18 protein-coding genes are annotated in these 20,865 nt (G+C 60.7%); 2 read left to right on the forward strand and 16 right to left on the reverse strand.

What is annotated here, in order from left to right; genetic code table 11:
- Positions 1-72 precede the first annotated feature (72 nt).
- From AC1RPZ_RS22095 to AC1RPZ_RS22150, 12 genes are all read right to left on the reverse strand, one after another.
- Complete coding sequence (locus tag AC1RPZ_RS22095) at positions 73-2,007, reverse strand: methyl-accepting chemotaxis protein (protein WP_493139395.1); 1,935 nt, start codon at positions 2,005-2,007, stop codon at positions 73-75.
- 138 nt (positions 2,008-2,145) lie between these two features.
- A complete protein-coding gene (locus tag AC1RPZ_RS22100) occupies positions 2,146-3,438 on the reverse strand; it encodes an adenylosuccinate synthase (protein WP_493139397.1) in 1,293 nt (430 codons plus the stop codon).
- Positions 3,439-3,492: 54 nt separating this feature from the next.
- On the reverse strand, positions 3,493-4,680 hold the full coding sequence (locus AC1RPZ_RS22105; RefSeq protein ID WP_493139399.1) for an ATP phosphoribosyltransferase regulatory subunit: 1,188 nt from the start codon (positions 4,678-4,680) through the stop codon (positions 3,493-3,495).
- A 319-nt stretch (positions 4,681-4,999) separates the two neighbouring features.
- Positions 5,000-5,869: a protease modulator HflC gene (hflC, locus tag AC1RPZ_RS22110; RefSeq protein WP_493139401.1), complete on the reverse strand. Its 870-nt coding sequence runs from the start codon at positions 5,867-5,869 to the stop codon at positions 5,000-5,002.
- Entirely contained in the window at positions 5,869-7,035 is a 1,167-nt protein-coding gene (gene hflK / locus AC1RPZ_RS22115) for an FtsH protease activity modulator HflK (RefSeq protein ID WP_493139403.1), read from the reverse strand. Before hflK ends, hflC begins: the two co-directional genes overlap by 1 nt.
- Positions 7,036-7,131: 96 nt before the next feature.
- Positions 7,132-8,433 carry a ribosome rescue GTPase HflX gene (hflX, locus tag AC1RPZ_RS22120; RefSeq protein WP_493139405.1) on the reverse strand — a complete coding sequence of 434 codons (1,302 nt, stop codon included), beginning with the start codon at positions 8,431-8,433 and terminating at the stop codon, positions 7,132-7,134.
- 12 nt (positions 8,434-8,445) lie between these two features.
- Entirely contained in the window at positions 8,446-8,706 is a 261-nt protein-coding gene (gene hfq / locus AC1RPZ_RS22125) for an RNA chaperone Hfq (RefSeq protein WP_019691505.1), read from the reverse strand.
- A 94-nt stretch (positions 8,707-8,800) separates the two neighbouring features.
- The gene (gene miaA, locus AC1RPZ_RS22130; protein WP_493139407.1) at positions 8,801-9,772 is read right to left on the reverse strand and encodes a tRNA (adenosine(37)-N6)-dimethylallyltransferase MiaA; all 972 of its coding nucleotides are present in this window, start codon (positions 9,770-9,772) and stop codon (positions 8,801-8,803) included.
- Positions 9,772-11,670 carry a DNA mismatch repair endonuclease MutL gene (mutL, locus tag AC1RPZ_RS22135; protein ID WP_493139503.1) on the reverse strand — a complete coding sequence of 633 codons (1,899 nt, stop codon included), beginning with the start codon at positions 11,668-11,670 and terminating at the stop codon, positions 9,772-9,774. Before mutL ends, miaA begins: the two co-directional genes overlap by 1 nt.
- 8 nt (positions 11,671-11,678) lie before the next feature.
- Positions 11,679-13,121 (reverse strand): N-acetylmuramoyl-L-alanine amidase, encoded by a 1,443-nt coding sequence (locus AC1RPZ_RS22140; RefSeq protein WP_493139409.1) that lies wholly within the window; start codon positions 13,119-13,121, stop codon positions 11,679-11,681.
- A complete protein-coding gene (tsaE, locus tag AC1RPZ_RS22145) occupies positions 13,122-13,592 on the reverse strand; it encodes a tRNA (adenosine(37)-N6)-threonylcarbamoyltransferase complex ATPase subunit type 1 TsaE (protein ID WP_493139410.1) in 471 nt (156 codons plus the stop codon).
- Entirely contained in the window at positions 13,580-15,079 is a 1,500-nt protein-coding gene (locus AC1RPZ_RS22150) for an NAD(P)H-hydrate dehydratase (RefSeq protein WP_493139412.1), read from the reverse strand. The genes tsaE and AC1RPZ_RS22150 overlap by 13 nt, the downstream gene beginning before the upstream one ends.
- 63 nt (positions 15,080-15,142) lie before the next feature.
- Here AC1RPZ_RS22150 and queG point away from each other — a divergent pair, with 63 nt between their 5' ends.
- Positions 15,143-16,207 carry a tRNA epoxyqueuosine(34) reductase QueG gene (gene queG / locus AC1RPZ_RS22155; RefSeq protein WP_493139413.1) on the forward strand — a complete coding sequence of 355 codons (1,065 nt, stop codon included), beginning with the start codon at positions 15,143-15,145 and terminating at the stop codon, positions 16,205-16,207.
- Positions 16,208-16,303: 96 nt separating this feature from the next.
- On the opposite strand, the gene AC1RPZ_RS22160 is transcribed toward queG, so the two are convergent.
- Positions 16,304-16,915 (reverse strand): trimeric intracellular cation channel family protein, encoded by a 612-nt coding sequence (locus tag AC1RPZ_RS22160; protein WP_493139415.1) that lies wholly within the window; start codon positions 16,913-16,915, stop codon positions 16,304-16,306.
- A gap of 198 nt (positions 16,916-17,113) precedes the next feature.
- Positions 17,114-17,656: an oligoribonuclease gene (gene orn, locus AC1RPZ_RS22165; protein ID WP_493139417.1), complete on the reverse strand. Its 543-nt coding sequence runs from the start codon at positions 17,654-17,656 to the stop codon at positions 17,114-17,116.
- 107 nt (positions 17,657-17,763) lie between these two features.
- Here orn and rsgA point away from each other — a divergent pair, with 107 nt between their 5' ends.
- On the forward strand, positions 17,764-18,795 hold the full coding sequence (gene rsgA, locus AC1RPZ_RS22170) for a small ribosomal subunit biogenesis GTPase RsgA (RefSeq protein WP_493139419.1): 1,032 nt from the start codon (positions 17,764-17,766) through the stop codon (positions 18,793-18,795).
- A 100-nt stretch (positions 18,796-18,895) separates the two neighbouring features.
- On the opposite strand, the gene motB is transcribed toward rsgA, so the two are convergent.
- Together motB and motA are read right to left on the reverse strand one after the other, a co-directional pair.
- Entirely contained in the window at positions 18,896-19,936 is a 1,041-nt protein-coding gene (motB, locus tag AC1RPZ_RS22175) for a flagellar motor protein MotB (protein WP_493139421.1), read from the reverse strand.
- A 3-nt stretch (positions 19,937-19,939) separates the two neighbouring features.
- A complete protein-coding gene (gene motA, locus AC1RPZ_RS22180; protein ID WP_493139423.1) occupies positions 19,940-20,791 on the reverse strand; it encodes a flagellar motor stator protein MotA in 852 nt (283 codons plus the stop codon).
- Positions 20,792-20,865 lie beyond the last annotated feature (74 nt).

Here is a 20,865-nt window from a genome sequence, read left to right on the forward strand (position 1 = left end):
TCGCCCCCACAGGAGAATGCATTCCAATGTGGGAGCGAGCCTGCTCGCGATAGCGGTTACCCAGACAAAAGATCAGGCTCTGAACTGCCCCAGGCTCGCCTTCAGCTGCGCCGCCAAACTGTCCAGCACCTTGCCGCTGGCCGTGGTTTCCACAACCGCCTGCGCCGCACGCTCGGCCTGGGCATGAATCGTCTCGACCCGCCCACGCACCGCTTGCGCGCCTTTGGCCTGATGAGCCGCCGCCTGAGTCGCCAGACCGATCGCCGCATGCACCTGTTCAACGGAAGCCTGCACCGACTGCTGCAAACGCGCACTGTCGCGCAATACCAACAAACCTTCGCTGGCCTGGCGCCCTGCCTGCCCAATCGCCGCCACCGCCTCGCGAGCGCCTTGCTGCAAGGCCCCGATGTGCGCCTGAATGTCGCCAGTCGAGCTTTGAGTCTTACTGGCCAGCGCCCGCACTTCATCAGCGACCACCGCAAAACCACGCCCGGTTTCACCGGCCCGCGCCGCTTCGATCGCCGCGTTCAGCGCCAGCAAGTTGGTCTGCTCGGCGATCCCGTGAATCACTTCCAGCACCACTTCAATCTGTTCGCTCTGCTGCGCCAGGCGCTCGATGACTTTGGCCCCGGTATCGACTTGCCCGGCCAATGCCTCGATCAAGCTGCCGACCTGCGCCGAGGTGCGGGTGTTTTCATCCGTCGCCTGACGAATATCCACCACCTGCTGCAACGCCGCCTGCATCGCATGGCTTTCGGCCTGCGCCTCGTCCGCCATTTTCGACAAAGCGCGCAAGCTCTCCGCCACCTCATCGCGCTGGGATTCCGCCGCCGCATCGGCGCCAGCATTGCGCTTGGTCATCGCACCAATTTCCACGCCAGTGCGCTGAGCCACATCACCCGCTTCGCGAACGATCGGCTGCAACTTATCCACAAAGCGGTTGACCGCCGACGCCATGTCGCCGATTTCATCTTTGCTATTGATCTGCACGCGTTTGGTCAAGTCACCCTCACCCGCGGCCAGATCCTCCATTGCAGCGATCAGCAGCTTAAGGCGATTGACCACCCGCCGCCCGAGCACGACCGCCAGCAGCAGCAAGACACCGCAGCCGACCAGCGCCAGCGCCATGCCGATCCGCCAGCGCAACGTTGCCGCCGCTTCCTGAACGGTGCTGGTGGTATTGGCTTTCATTTCGGTGGCCGTGGACTGCGCCGACTGCAAGCGCGAGCGCATGGCGGTGGCGCTATCAGCCGCAGCGCCCTTGAGGCTATCACCGACCAGTTGATCGCCGCTGGCGATCAACGCCGAGAAGCGTTTGTCGAGGGCCGCCAGGTCAGTTTCCACCGACGCCGTGGAGACACCCATCAGCACCTTGCCGATTTCCACGCCATTGGGATTGATCGAGGCTTCGAGGTAGTAGACCGAAGGATCGCTTTTCGCTGCATCCAGCACTTTATCCAGCGCCCGCTCACCCTGGCCTTTTTCCACAAGGGCAGCGTTGACAGGGTTTTCCCGATTCAGATAGCGGGTCAGGTGCTGGCCGGTGGCGTCGTCGTACACCACGAACAGCACGTTCGGATTGCGCTGAGCACGCCGGGCGAATTCGGACAGGGTTGGAACGTCACTGTCCCACATGGCGCGCGGTGCAACTGAGGCCAGGAGCTGAGCCATGTCATTGGCGGAGTCCTTCAGATCCTTTTCCAGGGTCGCACGCAGTTGCGCCTGCTCTTCCTTCAGTCGCGAGGACAAACCGGCAGTCAAACGCTGACGAGTATTGGTGGAGAGGCTATCGAGGCTCGAAGTGACCTCACGCCCGGCCTGCTCGAGTTCGCCAGAGAGTTTCTGACTATCGACGCCAAGACGATTGCCCAAATCGGCTTCCAATGCGGTCACAGTGCTCCGGGTCAGTGCGACAGCCACCAACACTTGCACCAAGAGGGCGATACCAAGGGTAACGAACACAGGCCGCAACAAACGGCTTTGTAACAGTGAGAGAACGGCCGACACAGGAAATCCCTCTACTTGCACGCCATTAAATTGATGGCACTCTAGAAGTATTATTCACAGCAAAGGTCATGCCGCCCAACAGACATAAACGACAAAGGGCCCGATTAAGGGCCCTTTGTGTTTTACATCAACGACTTATTAAGCGAACGGGTGACGCAGAACGATGGTCTCGTTGCGGTCCGGGCCCGTCGAAATAATGTCGATCGGCGCGCCGACCAACTCTTCGACACGTTTGATGTAGTTGCGAGCAGCCTGAGGCAGCTCTTCCAGGGTCTTGGCGCCCAGGGTCGACTCGGTCCAGCCTGGCATTTGCTCGTACACCGGCTCAAGACCGATGTAGCTGTCAGCGTCGGTCGGTGCATCGATCACTGCACCCTCCTGGTTCTTGTAGCCCACGCAGATGTTGATGGTCTCAAGACCGTCCAGTACGTCCAGCTTGGTCAGGCACAGGCCCGAGATGCTGTTGACGTCGATGGCGCGACGCAGGATGACGGCGTCGAACCAGCCACAACGACGGGCACGGCCAGTGGTAGCACCGAATTCGTGGCCACGCTTGGCGAGGAACGCACCGACGTCGTCGAACAGCTCGGTCGGGAACGGACCCGAACCCACGCGAGTGGTGTAAGCCTTGGTGATGCCGAGGATGTAATCCAGGTACATCGGGCCAAAACCCGAACCGGTCGCGATGCCGCCAGCGGTGGTGTTAGAGCTGGTGACGTACGGGTAGGTACCGTGGTCGATGTCCAGCAGGGAGCCTTGAGCGCCTTCGAACATGATGTCTTTGCCGTCGCGACGCAGGTTATGCAGTTCGGCGGTGACGTCGAGCATCATCGGCTTGAGCAGATCGGCGTATTCCATGCACTCGTCGAGAGTCTTCTGGAAGTCGATGGCCGGCTCTTTGTAGTAATTGACCAGTACGAAGTTGTGGTAGTCCAGCAACTCGCCCAGCTTGGCGGCGAAACGCTCGCGGTGGAACAGGTCACCGATGCGCAGACCACGACGTGCAACCTTGTCTTCGTAGGCCGGGCCGATGCCGCGACCGGTGGTGCCGATCTTCAGCTCGCCACGGGCCTTTTCACGAGCCTGGTCCAGCGCTACGTGGTAAGACAGGATCAGCGGGCAGGACGGGCTGATACGCAGGCGCTCGCGCACCGGTACGCCTTTTTCTTCCAGCTTGATGATCTCGCGCAGCAGGGCGTCAGGTGCAACCACTACGCCGTTGCCGATCAGGCACTGCACGCCAGCGCGCAGAACGCCCGACGGGATCAGGTGCAAGACGGTTTTTTCGCCGTCGATCACCAGCGTGTGACCAGCGTTGTGGCCACCTTGGTAGCGCACTACGGCGGCAGCATGTTCGGTCAGCAGATCAACGATCTTGCCTTTGCCCTCATCACCCCATTGGGTGCCCAGGACTACGACATTCTTACCCATAACACTTGTCCTCATTCGCGCAAACTTGGTGCCGGCAGCCGCCGGCAGGAAAACTCAAGAAGCCAGCGGCAATACTTGCCAAAGCCCGTTCTGCTGAATCAATTGCCGGTCGCAGTCCGCGTCACGGGCGGCGGCCAATGGTTGCCCAGGCAATGCCTGAACGACACGCTGACCCTCACTGCGCAACTGGCAAACCTGCTGCCAGAGTGCTGCATCCGTACTGTCAGGCATCCAGATACCGCCAGACGGTAGCTCGATCTCAGCACGCCCCAGGGTCACCAGGGTTTTCAAATCGGTAGAGAAGCCGGTTGCCGGACGGGCGCGACCGAAATCGGCGCCGATGTCGTCGTAGCGACCGCCCTGAGCGATGGACTGGCCAACACCCGGTATAAACACCGCGAACACCACGCCGGTGTGGTAGTGATAGCCGCGCAACTCGCCCAGATCGAAGTACAGCGCAAGATCCGGGAAACGCACGGACAAACGCTCGGCAATCGCCAGCAAGTCGTCCAGGGCCGCCAAAACAGGCGCCGGCGCATTGGCCAGGCGCTCGCGAGCGGCAGCCAGCACCTCACGGCCGCCACACAGATCAACCAGCGCCCGCAGCATGCCCGACAAATCGGCAGGCAGGCCTTCGGTCAAAGTAATGACCTCATCGATGGCCTTGCGTTGCAGGGCATCGAACAACTGCTGCTCGACTTCACCGGACAAACCGGCAGCGCGAGCCAGGCCACGGTAGATGCCGACATGACCGAGGTCCATGTGTACATCCGGCACATCGGCCAGTTGCAGCATGGCCAGCATCAGACTGATGACTTCCACGTCGCTGCTCGGGCTGGCGTCGCCGTACAACTCGGCACCCAACTGAATCGGGCTGCGCGAGGTCGACAAGGCCCGCGGCTGCGCATGCAGCACACTGCCGGCGTAGCACAGACGGCTCGGGCCTTCGTGACGCAAGGTGTGCGCATCGATGCGCGCCACTTGCGGCGTAATATCGGCACGGAAACCCATCTGCCGACCCGACTGCGGGTCGATGACCTTGAAGGTCCGCAGATCGAGGTCCTGGCCCGCGCCAGTCAGCAGGGATTCCAGGTACTCGATATGCGGGGTCACGACGAACTCGTAACCCCAGCTCTGGAACAGATCCAACACCTGACGACGCGCGATTTCAATGCGCGCCGCCTCTGGTGGCAGTACTTCTTCGATGCCATCTGGCAGCAGCCAGCGGTCTACCGTTGCCATTACGCCATTCCCCTATGATCCGGGCGGCCAGCCCTCGGGCTGGCCTTGAGTGAAGCAGAAAATGTCTGGCCCATACGCATAAGTCGCGCGCATGAACAACGCGGCGATCGGCCTGAAATCGACCTCGCCAAACACTTTCCTCGAAAAACCTGTCGAGTCGTTCAACCCGAGTCTTGCAATAAAAAACCGCAATCAAACGTGCAGACGCAAAAAAGCCGGGAATTTCCCGGCTGCCGCATCATACACACGTTTTCCCAAAGGATCACCCCGCCAGAGGCTTTCGCCGCCCGGCGGGGCAATTTCCGGAATCAGTGTTGGATCAAGGTTTGGCTTTTTCCAGGTAACGGAAGAAGTCGCTGCTTGGGTCCAGAACCATGACGTCGGTTTTGTTCGCGAAGCTTTCACGGTAGGCACGCAGGCTACGGTAGAAACCATAGAACTCCTGGTCCTGGCCGTAGGCCTTGGAGTAGATCGCTGCGGCCTGGGCATCACCGTCACCGCGAACCTCTTCAGATTCACGATAGGCTTCAGCCAGCAGTACGCGGCGCTGACGATCGGCGTCGGCACGGATGCCTTCTGCCAGCTCGTTACCCTTGGCACGGTGCTCGCGTGCTTCACGCTCACGCTCGGTGCTCATGCGTTCGAACACGCTGCGGTTCACTTCCTTCGGCAGATCGATGGCCTTGACCCGAACATCGACCACTTCGATGCCCAGCTCTTTTTCCGCCATCTTGTTCAGCGAAGCAGTGATGTCCGCCATCAGCGCGTCACGCTCACCGGAAACCACCTCGTGCAGGGTGCGCTTGCCAAACTGGTCACGCAGGCCCGATTCCAGACGACGCGAGAGGCGCTCGTCAGCAATCTGCTTGAGGCCGGAAGTCGCAGTGTAGAAACGCTCGGCATCCTTGACGCGCCACTTGGCGTAGGCATCAACCATGACGGCTTTCTTTTCCAGCGTCAGGAAACGCTGTGTCGGTGCGTCCAGCGTCATCAGGCGTGCGTCGAATTTACGCACCTGGTTAACGTAAGGCACTTTCACATGCAGGCCCGGCTGAACATCAGTCTGAACCACGCGACCGAACTGCAGCATCACCGCACGCTCGGTCTGAGCCACGATGTAGAAGCAGTTCCAGGCTGCGATCGCCACGACGACGCCGACAATAAGGGCGATCAGCGATTTATTGCTCATCAGCGACTCTCCCTGGTACGTGCCGGCTGCTGCGAATCAACTGCCGCACGCGGATGTCCGTCATTGCTGGCCGCGGCCGCGCTGGTTATCGGCGCTGCACCACTACGACCACTGTCGATCATCTTGTCCAGCGGCAAGTACAGCAGATTGTTCTGGCCATTCTTGTTGCCGGTCACGAGAACCTTACTGGTATTGCTGAAGACTTCCTGCATCGTGTCCAGGTACAGACGCTGACGAGTGACCTCCGGCGCCTTGCGATACTCGGCGACCAGTTTGGTAAAGCGATCCGCTTCACCCTTGGCGCGCGATACCGTTTCGTCACGGTAACCGTTGGCATCTTCAATGATGCGCTGGGCCTGACCACGGGCTTCCGGCACGACGCCGTTGGCGTAGGTTTCAGCCTGGTTGCGCGAACGCTGCTCATCTTCACGAGCACGGATCACGTCATCGAAGGCTTCCTGGACTTCACGCGGTGCCGCTGCGCTCTGAACGTTGACCTGAGTGACGGTGATGCCGGTGCGATAGGTATCGAGGAAGCGTTGCAGGCGCTCCTTGATTTCGCTGGCCATCAATTCACGACCTTCAGTCAGTACCTGATCCATGGCGGTGGAACCCACCACATGGCGCAAGGCACTCTCGGTCGCGTGTTGCAGGCTGATTTCCGGCTGATCGACGTTCAGCACGAAGTCCTGCAGATTGGTGATCTTGTACTGCACGGTCAGCGGCACTTCGACGATGTTTTCGTCTTCAGTCAGCATTTGACCCTGCTTGGTGTAGGCACGCTCACGCGTGACGTTTTCCATGAACTTGCGATCGATCGGCGGGAAGTAGATGTTCAGACCCGGGCCGACGGTTTCGTAGTACTTGCCGAAGCGCAGCACCACGGCTTGCTCCTGCTCGTCGACGACATAAACCGCGCTGTACAGCCAGGCGGCCGCCAGCACGACAAGGCCGATGCCGAGCAGGCCGTAACCGCCGCCCTTGCCCGAACCACCGCCATCGTCACCGCGTTTTCTACCACCACCGAACAACCCATTCAGGCTTTCCTGCAGCTTTCGGAAGGCCTCGTCGAGATCCGGTGGCCCCTTGCGGTCGCCATTATTGCGGCGTTTACCACCCCAAGGATCCTGATTATTCGAGTTGCCACCCGGCTCATTCCAAGCCATAGCGCTCTCCATCTGATAAAGCAAAGACGCACCCACGGCGCGCCGACCAATGCTACAGAATGCCTGCCACAGCGGCACAACCGCTTTTTCAGGCTTTTATTGCAAAGTGTGTTGCTCGATGAATTCCAGCGGCTGCATTCCTTCGCGGCTCACCAGTCGATTGAGCTCGACTCGCGGCAAACGAACGGCCAGCAAACAGATGCCTTCTTCGTCGTGTTCTTCTTTCTGTACGGCACCGAGCGCAAAGAACTGCGCACGCAGTCGAGCAAAACGCTGCGGCAAGCGCAAGGTGCCGACGAACAAATCGTCGCCCAGCAACTCCGCAATAGCCTGTTTGAGCAGATCCAGACCCTGACCGTCACGCGCCGACAACCAGACCCGCTGCGGCTTGCCATTGGCATCACGCTGGATCTGCGGCTCTACGCCCTCGAGCAAATCGAGTTTGTTATAGACCTCCAGGATCGGCAAGTCTTGTGCACCGATCTCGCCGAGCACCAGCATGACCTGTTCGATCTGGGCCATACGTTCCGGCTCATGGGCGTCGATCACATGCAGCAGCAGGTCAGAGTTGCTCGACTCTTCGAGCGTAGCCCGAAATGCCTCGACCAGCTTGTGCGGCAAGTGACGAATGAAACCCACGGTGTCGGCCAGCACGATCGGCCCCAGATCGTTGAGCTCGAGCCGGCGCAAGGTCGGGTCGAGGGTAGCGAACAACTGGTCTGCGGCGAATACATCGGAATCGGTGACCGAGTTGAACAGCGTCGACTTGCCGGCGTTGGTATAACCCACCAGTGAAACCGAAGGGATATCTGCACGCTTGCGGCCACGACGGGCCTGATCACGCTGGCTGCGGACCTTCTCCAGACGACCCTTGATCTGCCGCAGGCGAACCCGCAAAAGACGCCGGTCGGTTTCCAGTTGGGTTTCACCCGGGCCGCGCAGACCGATACCGCCTTTCTGCCGCTCAAGGTGAGTCCAGCCGCGAACCAGTCGCGTACTCATGTAATCAAGCTGGGCCAGTTCGACCTGGAGCTTGCCTTCATGGGTGCGGGCGCGTTGGGCGAAGATATCGAGAATCAGGCCCGTACGGTCAATCACGCGACACTCGAAAACACGTTCGAGGTTACGTTCCTGACTGGGCGTGAGGACGGAATTGAAAATCACCAGATCGACCTTCTCGGCTTTGACCTGGTCGCGTAATTCCTCGACCTTGCCGCTGCCAATCAGGTATTTGGCGGTTGGCCGATGACGCGGCACGTTAACAAACGCGACGGTCTCGGCGCCGGCCGAAATTGCCAACTCCTGAAACTCCTGCGGATCTTCGCGCGCCTCAGGGTCCTGACCATCCAAGTGAACGAGAATGGTTCGCTCACCACCACCGTGGCGCTCAAAGAACAAAGGAGACTCCTATCAGGCGTTACCTGGCTCAGCGTCAGCTTGTTCGGATTCGGTTGCGCTAGGCAGGCGAATTGGACGAACCGGCACCACTGTAGAGATAGCGTGTTTGTAAACCATCTGGCTGACGGTGTTTTTCAGCAGGATAACGAACTGGTCGAACGACTCGATCGTGCCTTGCAGTTTGATCCCGTTGACCAGGTAGATGGAAACCCCAACTTTCTCTTTACGCAATGTATTCAAGTAAGGGTCTTGTAGCGAATGCCCTTTTGACATGTGCCGCACTCCTTTAAGGATTCAATAATAAAAATAGGTAAAAAAAATGGCTTAAGCCGTCACACCCCCAAGGATAGACGGCAATTGCAAGGACTCAGCTCAATATGGAGATGGTCCCCAGGTATTTCAAGGCGCGTGGCAGATTGTCGCAATCGAGGCTGTCCAGCCAGTGCAAATCAGCCCAACTGCGCAGCCAGGTGAACTGGCGCTTCGCCAATTGGCGCGTGGCAATGATCCCACGCTCCTGCATCTCGGCTGACGTCAGCTTGCCATCCAGGTAATCCCAGACTTGTCGGTAGCCTACAGAGCGTATAGACGGCAACCCTGCATGCAGGTCACTTCTATTACGCAGGGCTACGACCTCGTCAATGAATCCCTGTTCCAACATTTGTGTGAATCTTTGTTTAATACGCTCATGCAATACCTGACGGTTCGCCGGAGCGATAGCCAAGTTCGCGACAGTATAGGGCAATTGTCGATGACCCGAAGCGCCTGCTTCAGTACTTTGCGCAGATTGTATCTCGCGCAGGGTCGTCATGCTCTGACCACTGACCCGATAAACTTCCAGCGCCCGACTGAGTCGCTGCGGGTCGTTGGGGTGGATTCGCGCCGCCGAGACTGGATCAATCACCGCCAACTGATCATGCAGGGCTTGCCAGCCAAGACGCGCAGCCTCTTCCTCGATTTCAGCACGAATCTGCGGATCAGCCGCCGGCATATCGGCCAAACCTTCGAGCAAAGCCTTGTAATAGAGCATGGTGCCGCCGACCAGCAGCGGAATATTGCCGCGCGCAGTGATCTCGGCCATGGCCTCCAGGGCATCCCGGCGAAAGTCCGCCGCCGAATAGGCCTCGGCCGGATCGAGAATGTCGATCAACCGATGAGGAAACTCGGCCAACAGCTCTTTCGAAGGCTTGGCGGTGCCAATGTCCATGCCGCGATACACCAGCGCCGAGTCGACGCTGATCAGCTCGCACGGCAGGACCTTGGTCAGCTCGATGGCCAGATCGGTCTTGCCCGCAGCGGTCGGGCCCATCAGGAATATCGCTGGAGGGAGCAGGCTCATCAACGACCGCGCAAGAACAGTTTGTCCAGATCGTCCAGGCCCAATTGGGTCCAGGTCGGTCGGCCATGGTTGCATTGACCGCTGCGTTCGGTGTTTTCCATGTCCCGCAGCAGGCCGTTCATTTCCGGCAAAGCCAGGCGCCGATTGGCGCGGATCGCGCCGTGACAGGCCATGGTGCCGAGCAGTTCATTCAGGTGCGCCTGAATCCGGTCACTGGTGCCGTATTCCATGAGGTCCGCCAAGACGTCGTGAACCAGGCGATTGGCTTCGGCCTGCTTGAGCAACGCCGGGATTTGCCGGATCGCCAGGGTTTCCGGGCCCAGACGCTGAAGCTCGAAGCCGAGGCGCTGGAACCAGCTGACGTGCTCTTCGGCGCAATCGGCTTCACGCTGACTCACTGCAATCGACTCCGGCACCAGCAATGGCTGGCCGCTCAGGCCTTCGCTGGCCATCGCGACTTTCAGCCGCTCGTACATGATCCGCTCGTGAGCGGCGTGCATGTCCACCAGCACCAGCCCTTGGGCGTTTTCCGAAAGGATGTAGATGCCTTTGAGTTGCGCCAGCGCATACCCCAGCGGCGGGATATCGCCCTGACCGTCAGGCAGCGCCGTAGCGTTCGCTTCAGGCAATGGCGCAAAAAATTCGCGATAGGCAGCCTGCGCTTCAGCCACCGGCACAGCCGACTGCGGCCGTGGCGTGTATTGGTACTGGTAACCGGCGCCGGCGCCCGAACCCGCCGTCGTATTGAAGGACGGTTGTGCCTGCGGCTGCTCCAGCAGCGCATTAGCCGCCAGACGCATTTCGCCTTGCGGGCCGAACTCACCGGCTTCGATGCCAGTCGGTCTGACCACGGCCGTCGCAACAGGCGCGGCCAGATGATCTTCCGGCCGCACATCGCCCAGAGCACGGTGCAAGGTACCGTAGAGGAAGTCGTGAACCATGCGCCCGTCACGGAAGCGCACTTCGTGTTTGGTCGGGTGCACGTTAACGTCGACGCCCGCCGGATCAACTTCGAAAAACAGTACGAACGTCGGGTGCCGACCGTTGAACAGCACGTCGCGATACGCCTGGCGCACCGCGTGGGCCACCAGCTTGTCGCGCACGGCACGGCCATTCACAAAGAAATACTGCAAGTCCGCTTGGCTGCGGTTAAAGGTCGGCAACCCGACCCAGCCCCACAGATGAAGGCCGTTGCGCTCGATCTCGATCGGTAGCGCCTGCTCCAGGAAACCCGAGCCGCAAATCGCCGCCACGCGCCGGGCACGAGCCGCATCGTCATGGGCTTCATGCAGGCTGAGAATGGTCTTGCCGTTATGGCGCAGATGGAACGCCACGTCGAAGCGCGCCAGCGCCAGACGCTTGATCACTTCTTGCAGGTGATCGAATTCGGTCTTTTCGGTCTTGAGGAATTTGCGCCGCGCCGGGGTGTTGAAGAACAGGTCGCGAACTTCAACCGAGGTGCCCACCGGATGGGCCGCTGGCTGAACGCGAGGCGCCATGTCCCGGCCTTCGGTCTCGACCTGCCAGGCCTGATCGGCACCACGCGTGCGCGAGGTCAGGGTCAGACGCGCCACCGAGCTTATCGATGCGAGTGCTTCACCGCGAAACCCGAGGCTCATGACCTGCTCGAGATCTTCGAGATTGCGAATCTTGCTGGTGGCATGTCGCGCCAGCGCCAGCGGCAAATCATCGGAGGAGATGCCGCTGCCATCGTCGCGAACCCGCAGCAGCTTGACGCCACCCTGCTCGACATCGACGTCGATTCGCTTGGCACCGGAGTCGAGGCTGTTTTCCAGCAGTTCCTTGATTACCGAAGCCGGGCGCTCAACCACCTCACCGGCAGCAATCTGGTTCGCCAGGCGCGGGCTGAGCAGCTCTATACGCGCTGCGTTGTTCACCGCGTCGTTCATTCCTTGGCCGCCAGTTCGGTGCCTGGGATGTTCAGGTGCTGGCCGATTTTCAGTTCGTCGGATTGCAGGCTGTTGGCGCTGCGCAGGGTTGCAGGCGAGACCTGATAACGCACGGCGATCATCGCCAGGGTTTCACCCGGACGCACCGTGTGATCACGCGGCCCTTGGGCAATCTTGCCGGAGTCACGCAGCCAGGCGATGTAGGTGCCCGGTGGCGGGTTCTGCTGGAAGAACTGGCGCACACCCGCGCTGATCGAACGGGCCAGCGCTTGCTGGTGGCCGGACGCGGCGAGTTTCGAGGCTTCGTTGGCGTTGGAGATAAATCCGGTTTCCACCAGGATCGACGGGATGTCCGGCGACTTCAACACCATGAACCCGGCCTGCTCGACACGCTGCTTGTGCAACGACGTGACCCGGCCAATGTTGCTCAACACCTTCTGGCCGACGTTGAGGCTGGAGGTCAGCGACGCGGTCATCGACAGATCGAGCAGTACGCCGGCGAGCATCTTGTCCTTGTCGTCGAGGCTGACGTTGCCGGCACCGCCGATCAAGTCGGAGCGGTTTTCGCTGTCGGCCAGCCAGCGCGCGGTTTCGGATGTTGCACCACGTTCGGACAAGGCGAACACCGAGGCCCCGAACGCTGCAGCGGAGGGTGCAGCGTCAGCGTGGATCGAGACGAACAGGTCGGCACCCTTCTTGCGGGCAATCTCGGTACGGCCACGCAATGGGATGAAGTAGTCGCCGGTACGGGTCAGCTCGGCACGGAAGCCTTTCATGCCGTTGACCTGGCGCTGCAGCTCGCGGGCGATGGCCAGCACCACGTCTTTCTCGTGTTGGCCACGGGAACCGGAAGCGCCCGGGTCTTCGCCACCGTGACCGGCATCGATGACCACCATGATGTCGCGCTTGCCGGCCGGAGCAGGCGGCAGCTTGATTGCCGGCTCAACCGGGGTCACTGGCACTGCAGGCACGGTGGCGACGGTTGGGGGCGGGATTGGGGTCGGTGCAGATGGCGGCGCGGCATCGGCGGCGTTGTCGAACAGGTCGACCACCAGTCGGTTGCCATACTGCGCATTCGGCGCCAGCACGAAGCTTTTCGGGGTAACGGCTTTTTTCAGGTCGATGACCACCCGCAGATCGGTCGGCGTGCGCTGAGCCGAACGCATGTCGGTAATCGGGGTATTGGCGGTGGAGACTTTCAGCGGTGCGCCAAGGACTGCGCCATTGATGTCGATCACCAGACGATCCGGCGACGTCAGGGTAAAGACGCTGTGCTGGACCGGGCCAGACAGGTCGAACACCAGTCGCGTGTTATCCGGCGCCCGCCACAAGCGAACACTGTTGACCTTTGTCGCGGCCACAGCGTCGACGGCCAATGCCGTAAGCAGCATTCCTACGACAGCAACCAACGCGCGAAAGCGCATACCTAACCCCATCATTTATTTGAATTCCAATGCCAAAGCGGCACACCAGGACTCGCCACGCAAACCCTGGGGCGACAGATTGAGCGAACGCCCGCTGTCATGCGGGCTAATGGTAATGGTCAGGTCGGGCTTTGGCAAAAAGCCTGCACCCTTCTGGGGCCACTCGATCAGGCACAGTGCATCGTCTTCGAGGTAGTCGCGGATGCCGAGAAACTCCAGTTCCTCTGGATCGACCAAGCGATACAGGTCGAAGTGGAAGGCGCGGATGTCGCCGACTTCGTAGGGTTCGACCAAGGTGAAGGTCGGACTTTTTACCGCTCCAACATGCCCCAGACCACGAATAATGCCCCGTGACAGGGTGGTTTTACCCGCCCCCAGGTCACCGTCCAGAAAGATGATGCCGTGCCCTTGGGTCACTTGAGCGATACGGTTGCCCAACACCACCATGGCGTTTTCATTGGCCAGATACAGGGTTACTTCAGACACGGTGCTTGCTCCTCCAGCAACTGACGAATGGCGGGAATCAGATCACTGGCCGCCAGCCCCCGACCAGATTGACCTTCACGTTCGCCAGCATTGGCGTGCAACCAGACCGCCAGGCAAGCCGCATCGAACGCGTTCATGCCCTGAGCCAGCAGGGCGCCAACCAGTCCGGCCAGCACATCCCCCAGACCCGCGGTAGCCATGGCCGGATGGCCTTGGTGGCACAGCGCCAAACGACCATCGGGACTGGCAATCAGGCTGCCAGCCCCTTTGAGAATGACGGTGGTTGTATATTTTTTGCTCAATACATGGGCGGCGGCGGGACGATCGGCTTGAACCTCGGCCGTGGAAATCCCCAATAACCGTGCTGCTTCCCCCGGATGTGGAGTGATCACACAATCCTTCGGCAGACGCACATCGCCCAGGCTCAGCAGATTCAGCGCATCAGCGTCCCACACCTGCGGCAATGACGCATTGGCCGCCGCCGACAACAAGCTGCGCCCCCACGCGCCCTTGCCAAGACCCGGCCCGACCACCACCACACTGGCCTGCTCAAGCGGGCCCATCAGTTGATTAGCCGAGTGAGTGCCCAGGACCATGACTTCGGGCACCCGCGCCAATGCGGCCGGAACATGCTCGCTGCGGGTGGCCAGAGACACCATGCCCGCACCGCTGCGCAAGGCACTTTGGGCGCTCAAGAGGATGGCGCCGCCGAAACCGCGATCGCCACCGATCAGCAGGACATGACCGAATCGGCCTTTATGAGCGCTCGGCGCCCGAGCGGTCAGGCGCGGCAGGTTGTCAGGGTTCAGGCGCTGAGCACTGACGGCGCTTTCGGCAACGATCTGCGGGTCGGCTTGCAGATCGTTGAACTGCAACGCCCCCACCTGATCCGCCGCATCACCGGTGAACAGCCCCAGCTTGAGTCCGATGTAGGTCACGGTGAGGTCAGCCCGAACCGCAACCCCGAGGACTCGCCCGGTATCGGCGCACAGCCCGGATGGGATATCCACCGCTGCAACGGGCAAGCCACAGGTATTGATCGCCTCGATCGCAGCGACGTAGGGTTCGCGCACCTCACCGCTCAAGCCAGTGCCCAGCAGCGCATCCAGCACCACGCCACGCAGCTCGATTGCGGGAGACCAGGCCTCGACGACAACCCCGGCGGCCAGCGACTCGGCATACGCCAGCGCTGCGTCACCCTGCAAGCGCGACGGTTCAGTCACCGCCAGCACCCGCACCGACCAGCCGGCTCGCAGGGCCAGCACCGCCACCAGATAACCGTCCCCGGCGTTATTGCCGTGGCCCGCCAACACGCTGAGTTCAGTAGCCGTCGGCCAGTGCCGGAGCAACGCCCGCCACGTCGCGCGGGCAGCCCGATGCATCAATTCGAAGCCCGTTGTCCCGGCCGCAATCAGCCGCGCATCGAGCGCCCGGACCTGTGCGGCGCTGTACAGCGCGTCGGGTAAATGGTGTTTTGTCTGCGGCATGCGTCTTCAGGCTCCGATGTCTGGCAGAATTATACGCACCTCAGCTCCGGTTTCCCCTGTCTCATGCCTGCAATTACCACAGATCTTCCCGCTCTCGCCCAATCGATCAAAGACTGGGGTCGTGAGCTGGGCTTTCAGCAAGTCGGCATCAGTGGTCTGGACCTGGCTGAGCATGAACAACACCTGGAGCGCTGGCTCGAAGCCGGCTACCACGGCGAAATGGACTACATGGGCGCCCACGGCAGCAAACGTTCACACCCGGAAGATCTGGTGCCGGGCACGCTGCGGGTGGTTTCTCTACGCATGGACTACCTGCCGGGCGACACCGAAATGGCCAAGCGCCTGGGCCAACCGGAGAAGGCCTATGTCTCGCGCTATGCTCTGGGCCGTGACTATCACAAGCTGATCCGCAAACGGGTGCAGCAGTTGGCCGAGAAGATTCAGCAGGTCATCGGCCCCTTCGGCTACAGGGCTTTCGTCGACAGCGCCCCGGTGCTGGAAAAAGCCATCGCCGAACAGGCAGGTCTCGGCTGGATCGGCAAAAACACTCTGGTACTGAACCGCAAGGCCGGCAGCTACTTCTTTTTGAGCGAACTGTTCGTCGACCTGCCGCTGCCAGTGGACCCACCCCACAGCACCGAACACTGCGGACGCTGCACGGCGTGCCTGGACATCTGCCCGACCAAGGCCTTTGTCGGCCCCTATGTGCTGGACGCCCGCCGCTGCATTTCATACCTGACCATCGAGCTGAAAACGGCGATCCCCGAAGACTTGCGACCGCTGATCGGCAATCGGGTGTTCGGTTGCGATGATTGCCAGATCGTTTGCCCGTGGAACCGCTTCGCCCGCCCGTCTGGCGAAAGCGACTTCAAACCGCGCCACAACCTCGACAACGCCGAGCTCGCCGAACTGCTCATGTGGGATGAAGACAAATTTCTGAGCAGCACCGAAGGCTCACCGTTGCGCCGCGCCGGTTATGAACGCTGGCTGCGCAACCTGGCCGTGGGCCTGGGCAACGCGCCGTCGAGCATTCCCGTGCTGGAAGCCTTGAAGGCCCGCGCGGACTATCCGTCAGAGCTGGTGCGTGAACACGTAGCGTGGGCGCTCAAACAACACGGACTCCCGTAGGAGCTGCCGCAGGCTGCGATCTTTTGACGTTGATTTTTCAAGATCAAAAGATCGCAGCCTGCGGCAGCTCCTACGGGAGATAGGGAGATCGCGGTGTCAGGCTTCGTCGTTGTAAACGAACTTGGGCATTTCCCAGCGGAAACGAATCGCCAGCAGGCGCAACAGGAAGCCGCCAAACAAGGTGATCAGGATCGCCTGCTCGCCGGGCAATTGCAGGTAAAGGCAGAGCATGTAGCACCACGCGGCGGCGAACGAGACGCTGGCGTAGAGTTCGCGACGGAAGATCAGCGGGATGTCGTTGCAGAAGATGTCACGCAAGATACCGCCGAACACTCCGGTGATCACCCCGCTGACCGACGCCACCAGCATGCCATGGCCCATTTCCAGCGCGGTCATGCAGCCAATCAGAGTAAACGCCACCAACCCCAGGGCGTCGAGCACCAGGAACAGCGAGCGCAGATGGCGCATCCAGCGTGCCGTAAAGACCGTGAACATCGCCGCGACGGAGGTCAGCACCAGGTATTCCGGGTGTTTGACCCAGGTCAGCGGGTAGTGTCCGAGCAACACGTCGCGCACCGAACCACCGCCCAGGGCCGTCACGCAGGCGATCAGCACCACGCCAAACCAGTCCATGCCACGCCGACCGGCAGACAACGCGCCGGTCATGGCTTCAGCGGTAATGGCAATCAGGTAGAGCATCAGCAACATGGTGGCGGTCCTTACGAGAAGGCGCGCAGTCTACTCAGATCGTTGGGGCACCAAAAGGGGGCGCACGAGAATCCACTTCCGCTCCATCCTCAGCGGCTGGGCGAACGCCATCGCGAGCAGGCTCGTTCCCACAGGAACAACGCAATCCAGTGTGGGAGCGAGCTTGCTCGCGATGGGGCCGGAACAGGCGCCACCCAATCAGAACTTGATGAAATGCGTGCGGTAGTGCTGCAGCTCGGCGATCGACTCACGAATGTCGTCCAGCGCCAGGTGGGTGCTGCCCTTCTTGAAGCTGTTGAGCACGTCCGGAGCCCAGCGTGCGGCCAGCTCCTTCAACGTCGAGACGTCGAGGTTACGGTAGTGGAAGTAGCTTTCCAGCGACTTCATGTGCGTATAAAGGAAGCGACGGTCCTGGCAAATGCTGTTGCCGCAGATCGGCGACTTGCCCTTCGGCACCCACTGCTCCAGGAAGGCGATAGTCTCGGCTTCGGCTTCAGCCATACTGATACGGCTGTCGCGCACTCGCTGAGTCAGACCGGAGCCGCCGTGTTGACGAGTGTTCCACTCGTCCATGCCGGCCAGGATTTCGTCGCTGTGGTGAATGGCGATCACCGGGCCTTCGGCCAATGTGTTGAGATTGCTGTCGGTGACAATGGTGGCCATCTCGATGATGACGTCGGTGTCAGGGTTCAGACCGGTCATTTCCAGATCGATCCAAATCAGATTCTGCGGGTTTTGCATGTGTCGGCTCCTCGGCGTAGGCATGCAGTTTAGCCTAGAGGACTCTCGGGGCGTGCTAAACTCGCGGCCGTTTTACCTAATCGCTGCATTATCGACACGGAACACCCATGGCCAAACGCCAACTCAATCGTCGTCAAAACTGGCGCATCGAAAAGATTCAAGGCGAGCGCGCTGCCCGCGCCGCCAAACGCGAATCCTCTGCCGTCGAAGCGCTCGAGGGCGGTGATCTTGGCCCCGAGCAAACGGGCCTGGTGATCGCCCACTTCGGTGTGCAGGTCGAGGTCGAAGCCCGCGACGGCGAACTGACCGGCCAGGTGTTCCGCTGCCACTTGCGGGCCAACCTGCCTGCGCTGGTGACCGGCGACCAAGTGGTCTGGCGTGCCGGCAACCAGGGCATCGGCGTGATCGTCGCGCAACTGCCGCGCAACACCGAACTGTGCCGCCCCGACAGTCGTGGCCAGCTCAAGCCGGTAGCGGCCAACGTCGACATGATCGTGATCGTCTTCGCCCCGCTGCCCGAGCCGCACGCCAACCTGATCGACCGTTACCTGGTCGCCGCCGAACACGCTGGCATTCGCCCGTTGCTACTGCTCAACAAGTTCGACCTGATCGACGAGCAGAATGCGCCGGCGCTGAATACCTTGCTGGCGGTTTACCGCACGCTGGGTTACCCGGTGCTGGAAGTCTCGGCCCATCACGGCAATGGCATGGAACTGTTGCAGGAGCAACTGGACGGCCGCATCAGTGTGTTCGTCGGTCAATCCGGCGTCGGTAAGTCCTCGCTGGTCAACAGCCTGCTGCCCGAAGTCGACACCCGCGTCGGCCCGTTGTCCGAGCTGTCCGGCCAGGGCACCCACACCACCACCACCGCGCGATTGTTCCACTTCCCCGGCGGCGGTGAGTTGATCGACTCCCCGGGTATTCGGGAATTCGGTCTGGGCCACGTCAGCCGTGCCGACGTCGAAGCCGGCTTCATCGAGTTCAACGACTTGATCGGCACCTGCCGCTTCCGCGACTGCAAGCACGACCGCGAACCCGGTTGCGCCCTGCTCAAGGCGCTGGAAGAGGGCCGCGTGCAACAGCAGCGCATGAACAGCTACCGCTCGATCATCGCCAGTTTGCCGGAAACCAGCTATTAAACAGACCGTCCAGCAGCCCTGATACTGACGGGGCTGCTGGCTGTCCGCTGTTGCAACGACAGACAATAAAAAGCCGCGATCATCGCGGCTTTTTATTGGGTCACTGCTTGGGTGGCTCAGCCGGTTTGGCCGGGTCGCCGGCTTTCGGTGCCGGGTTGTCGAACAGGTTCAAGCGCTCCCGAAGCTCATGCGCCGGCAGCGGTTCCTTGTCCGCCGGCAAGGCGTTCGGATCGACGGCTACGGCAGGCACTTCACCCGGAGCGCCCTGCCCCGGTGTCGGCGCCGGTTCCGCACCTTGTTCACCCTCGATGGCACGCTGGGCCTTCTTGGTCAGCACGACGATGTCGATACGGCGATTGACCGGGTTGAACGGATTTTTGCGATCGAACAACGTCGACGAAGCGTAACCCACCACCCGCGCCACTTGCTGCTCTGGATAGCTGCCCGCCACCAGCGCCCGGCGAGCGGCGTTGGCACGGTTGGCCGAAAGTTCCCAGTTGCCGAAATCGCCGGTGCCGGTATAAGGCTTGGCGTCGGTGTGACCGCTGATGCTGATCTTGTTCGGTACCGCCTTGATGGTGTCAGCCATGGCCAGCAAAATGTCTTCGAAGTACGGCTTCAAGCGCGCACTGCCGGAGTCGAACATCGGTCGTTTTTCGGAATCGATAATCTGGATGCGCAAGCCATCCGGGGTGATTTCGAAAAGAATCTGATCCTTGAACTTCTGCAGCTGCGGGCTCTCTTCGACTTTGTTCTGCAATTCTTGCAGCAACAGTTCAAGGCGTTCCTTCTCGACTTCCTCGGCCATTTTTTCGACCTGGTCTGTATCGACGGTGACCTTGTCCGGTTGCGGCTGGGACTTGACCTCGGGATTGAGCGTCTTGTCCGGCGCCAGCTCTGGAGAGCCGCCGAGATCAATGATGTACGGCGTACCGCTTTCAGAGAAGCCGATCGGGTCTTTGAAGTAACCGGCGATGGCGATCTTCTGTTCCGGTGTGGCGGTGGATAACAGCCACAACACCAGGAAGAACGCCATCATCGCCGTCGCGAAGTCCGCGAAGGCGATTTTCCACGCGCCCCCGTGATGCCCGCCAGCAATGCGCTTGACGCGCTTGATGATTATCGGCTGATTATTCTCCATGACTTAACGACCGCGAACCGCTTGTTCCAGCTCAGCGAAGCTAGGGCGGTGCGCCGGGTACAGAACCTTGCGCCCGAACTCCACGGCCAGCGATGGCGGCATGCCGGAAGCCGAAGCCACCAACGAAGCCTTGATGGCCTCGTAGATGTTCAGCTCTTCCTTGGCGTCGTGAGCCAGGGCGTGCGCCAGCGGACCGAAGAAACCGTAGGCCGCGAGAATACCGAAGAAGGTACCGACCAGAGCGGCACCAACGTGCAGGCCGATGGACTTCTGATCGCCTTCGCCCAGCGAGGCCATGGTCACCACGATACCCAGTACCGCCGCGACGATACCAAAACCGGGCATGGCGTCCGCGATACCATTGACCGCGTGGGAGGGGTGCTCCAGGTCTTCTTTAAGGCTGAACAGCTCCATGTCGAACAGGCCTTCGAGCTCATGCGGCGCCATGTTGCCGGACGACATGATGCGCAAGTAGTCGCAGATGAACGCGGTCATGCGCTCGTCCTTGAGGACAGCCGGGTACTTGGCAAAAATCGGGCTGGCAGTGGCGTCTTCGATGTCGCCTTCAATCGCCATCATGCCTTCGCGACGGCTCTTGTTGAGGATCTCGTAGATCAGGCCCAGCACCTCCAGGTAGAAGGTGTGATTGAAACGCGAACTGAACATGCCCAAGGACTTCTTGAACACGTGCATCGTCATGTGACCGGGGTTGGCCTGAAGGAATGCACCCAGCGCCGCGCCAGCGATGATCATCACCTCGAACGGCTGAATCAGGGCGGCAATCTTGCCGTGGGAAAGCACGTATCCGCCGAGCACGCTCGCGAATACGACGATGATGCCGATAATTTTAGCCATAGGTAGGAAGGTACTTACTGAGTCGGGTTCAAGGTCATATTCGGAAGTTAAAAAATCTCTTCTTCTACTTATCG

Source organism: Pseudomonas sp. GW822-FHT02D10, assembly GCF_058802345.1.

Coding starts and splice junctions, on each gene's coding strand:
- AC1RPZ_RS22100 (WP_493139397.1), bottom strand. CDS start 3,438: ATGGGTAAGAATGTCGTAGTCCTGGGCACCCAATGGGGTGATGAGGGC.
- AC1RPZ_RS22105 (WP_493139399.1), bottom strand. CDS start 4,680: ATGGCAACGGTAGACCGCTGGCTGCTGCCAGATGGCATCGAAGAAGTA.
- hflC (WP_493139401.1), bottom strand. CDS start 5,869: ATGAGCAATAAATCGCTGATCGCCCTTATTGTCGGCGTCGTCGTGGCG.
- hflK (WP_493139403.1), bottom strand. CDS start 7,035: ATGGCTTGGAATGAGCCGGGTGGCAACTCGAATAATCAGGATCCTTGG.
- hfq (WP_019691505.1), bottom strand. CDS start 8,706: ATGTCAAAAGGGCATTCGCTACAAGACCCTTACTTGAATACATTGCGT.
- miaA (WP_493139407.1), bottom strand. CDS start 9,772: ATGAGCCTGCTCCCTCCAGCGATATTCCTGATGGGCCCGACCGCTGCG.
- AC1RPZ_RS22140 (WP_493139409.1), bottom strand. CDS start 13,121: ATGATGGGGTTAGGTATGCGCTTTCGCGCGTTGGTTGCTGTCGTAGGA.
- AC1RPZ_RS22150 (WP_493139412.1), bottom strand. CDS start 15,079: ATGCCGCAGACAAAACACCATTTACCCGACGCGCTGTACAGCGCCGCA.
- queG (WP_493139413.1), top strand. CDS start 15,143: ATGCCTGCAATTACCACAGATCTTCCCGCTCTCGCCCAATCGATCAAA.
- AC1RPZ_RS22160 (WP_493139415.1), bottom strand. CDS start 16,915: ATGTTGCTGATGCTCTACCTGATTGCCATTACCGCTGAAGCCATGACC.
- orn (WP_493139417.1), bottom strand. CDS start 17,656: ATGCAAAACCCGCAGAATCTGATTTGGATCGATCTGGAAATGACCGGT.
- rsgA (WP_493139419.1), top strand. CDS start 17,764: ATGGCCAAACGCCAACTCAATCGTCGTCAAAACTGGCGCATCGAAAAG.
- motB (WP_493139421.1), bottom strand. CDS start 19,936: ATGGAGAATAATCAGCCGATAATCATCAAGCGCGTCAAGCGCATTGCT.
- motA (WP_493139423.1), bottom strand. CDS start 20,791: ATGGCTAAAATTATCGGCATCATCGTCGTATTCGCGAGCGTGCTCGGC.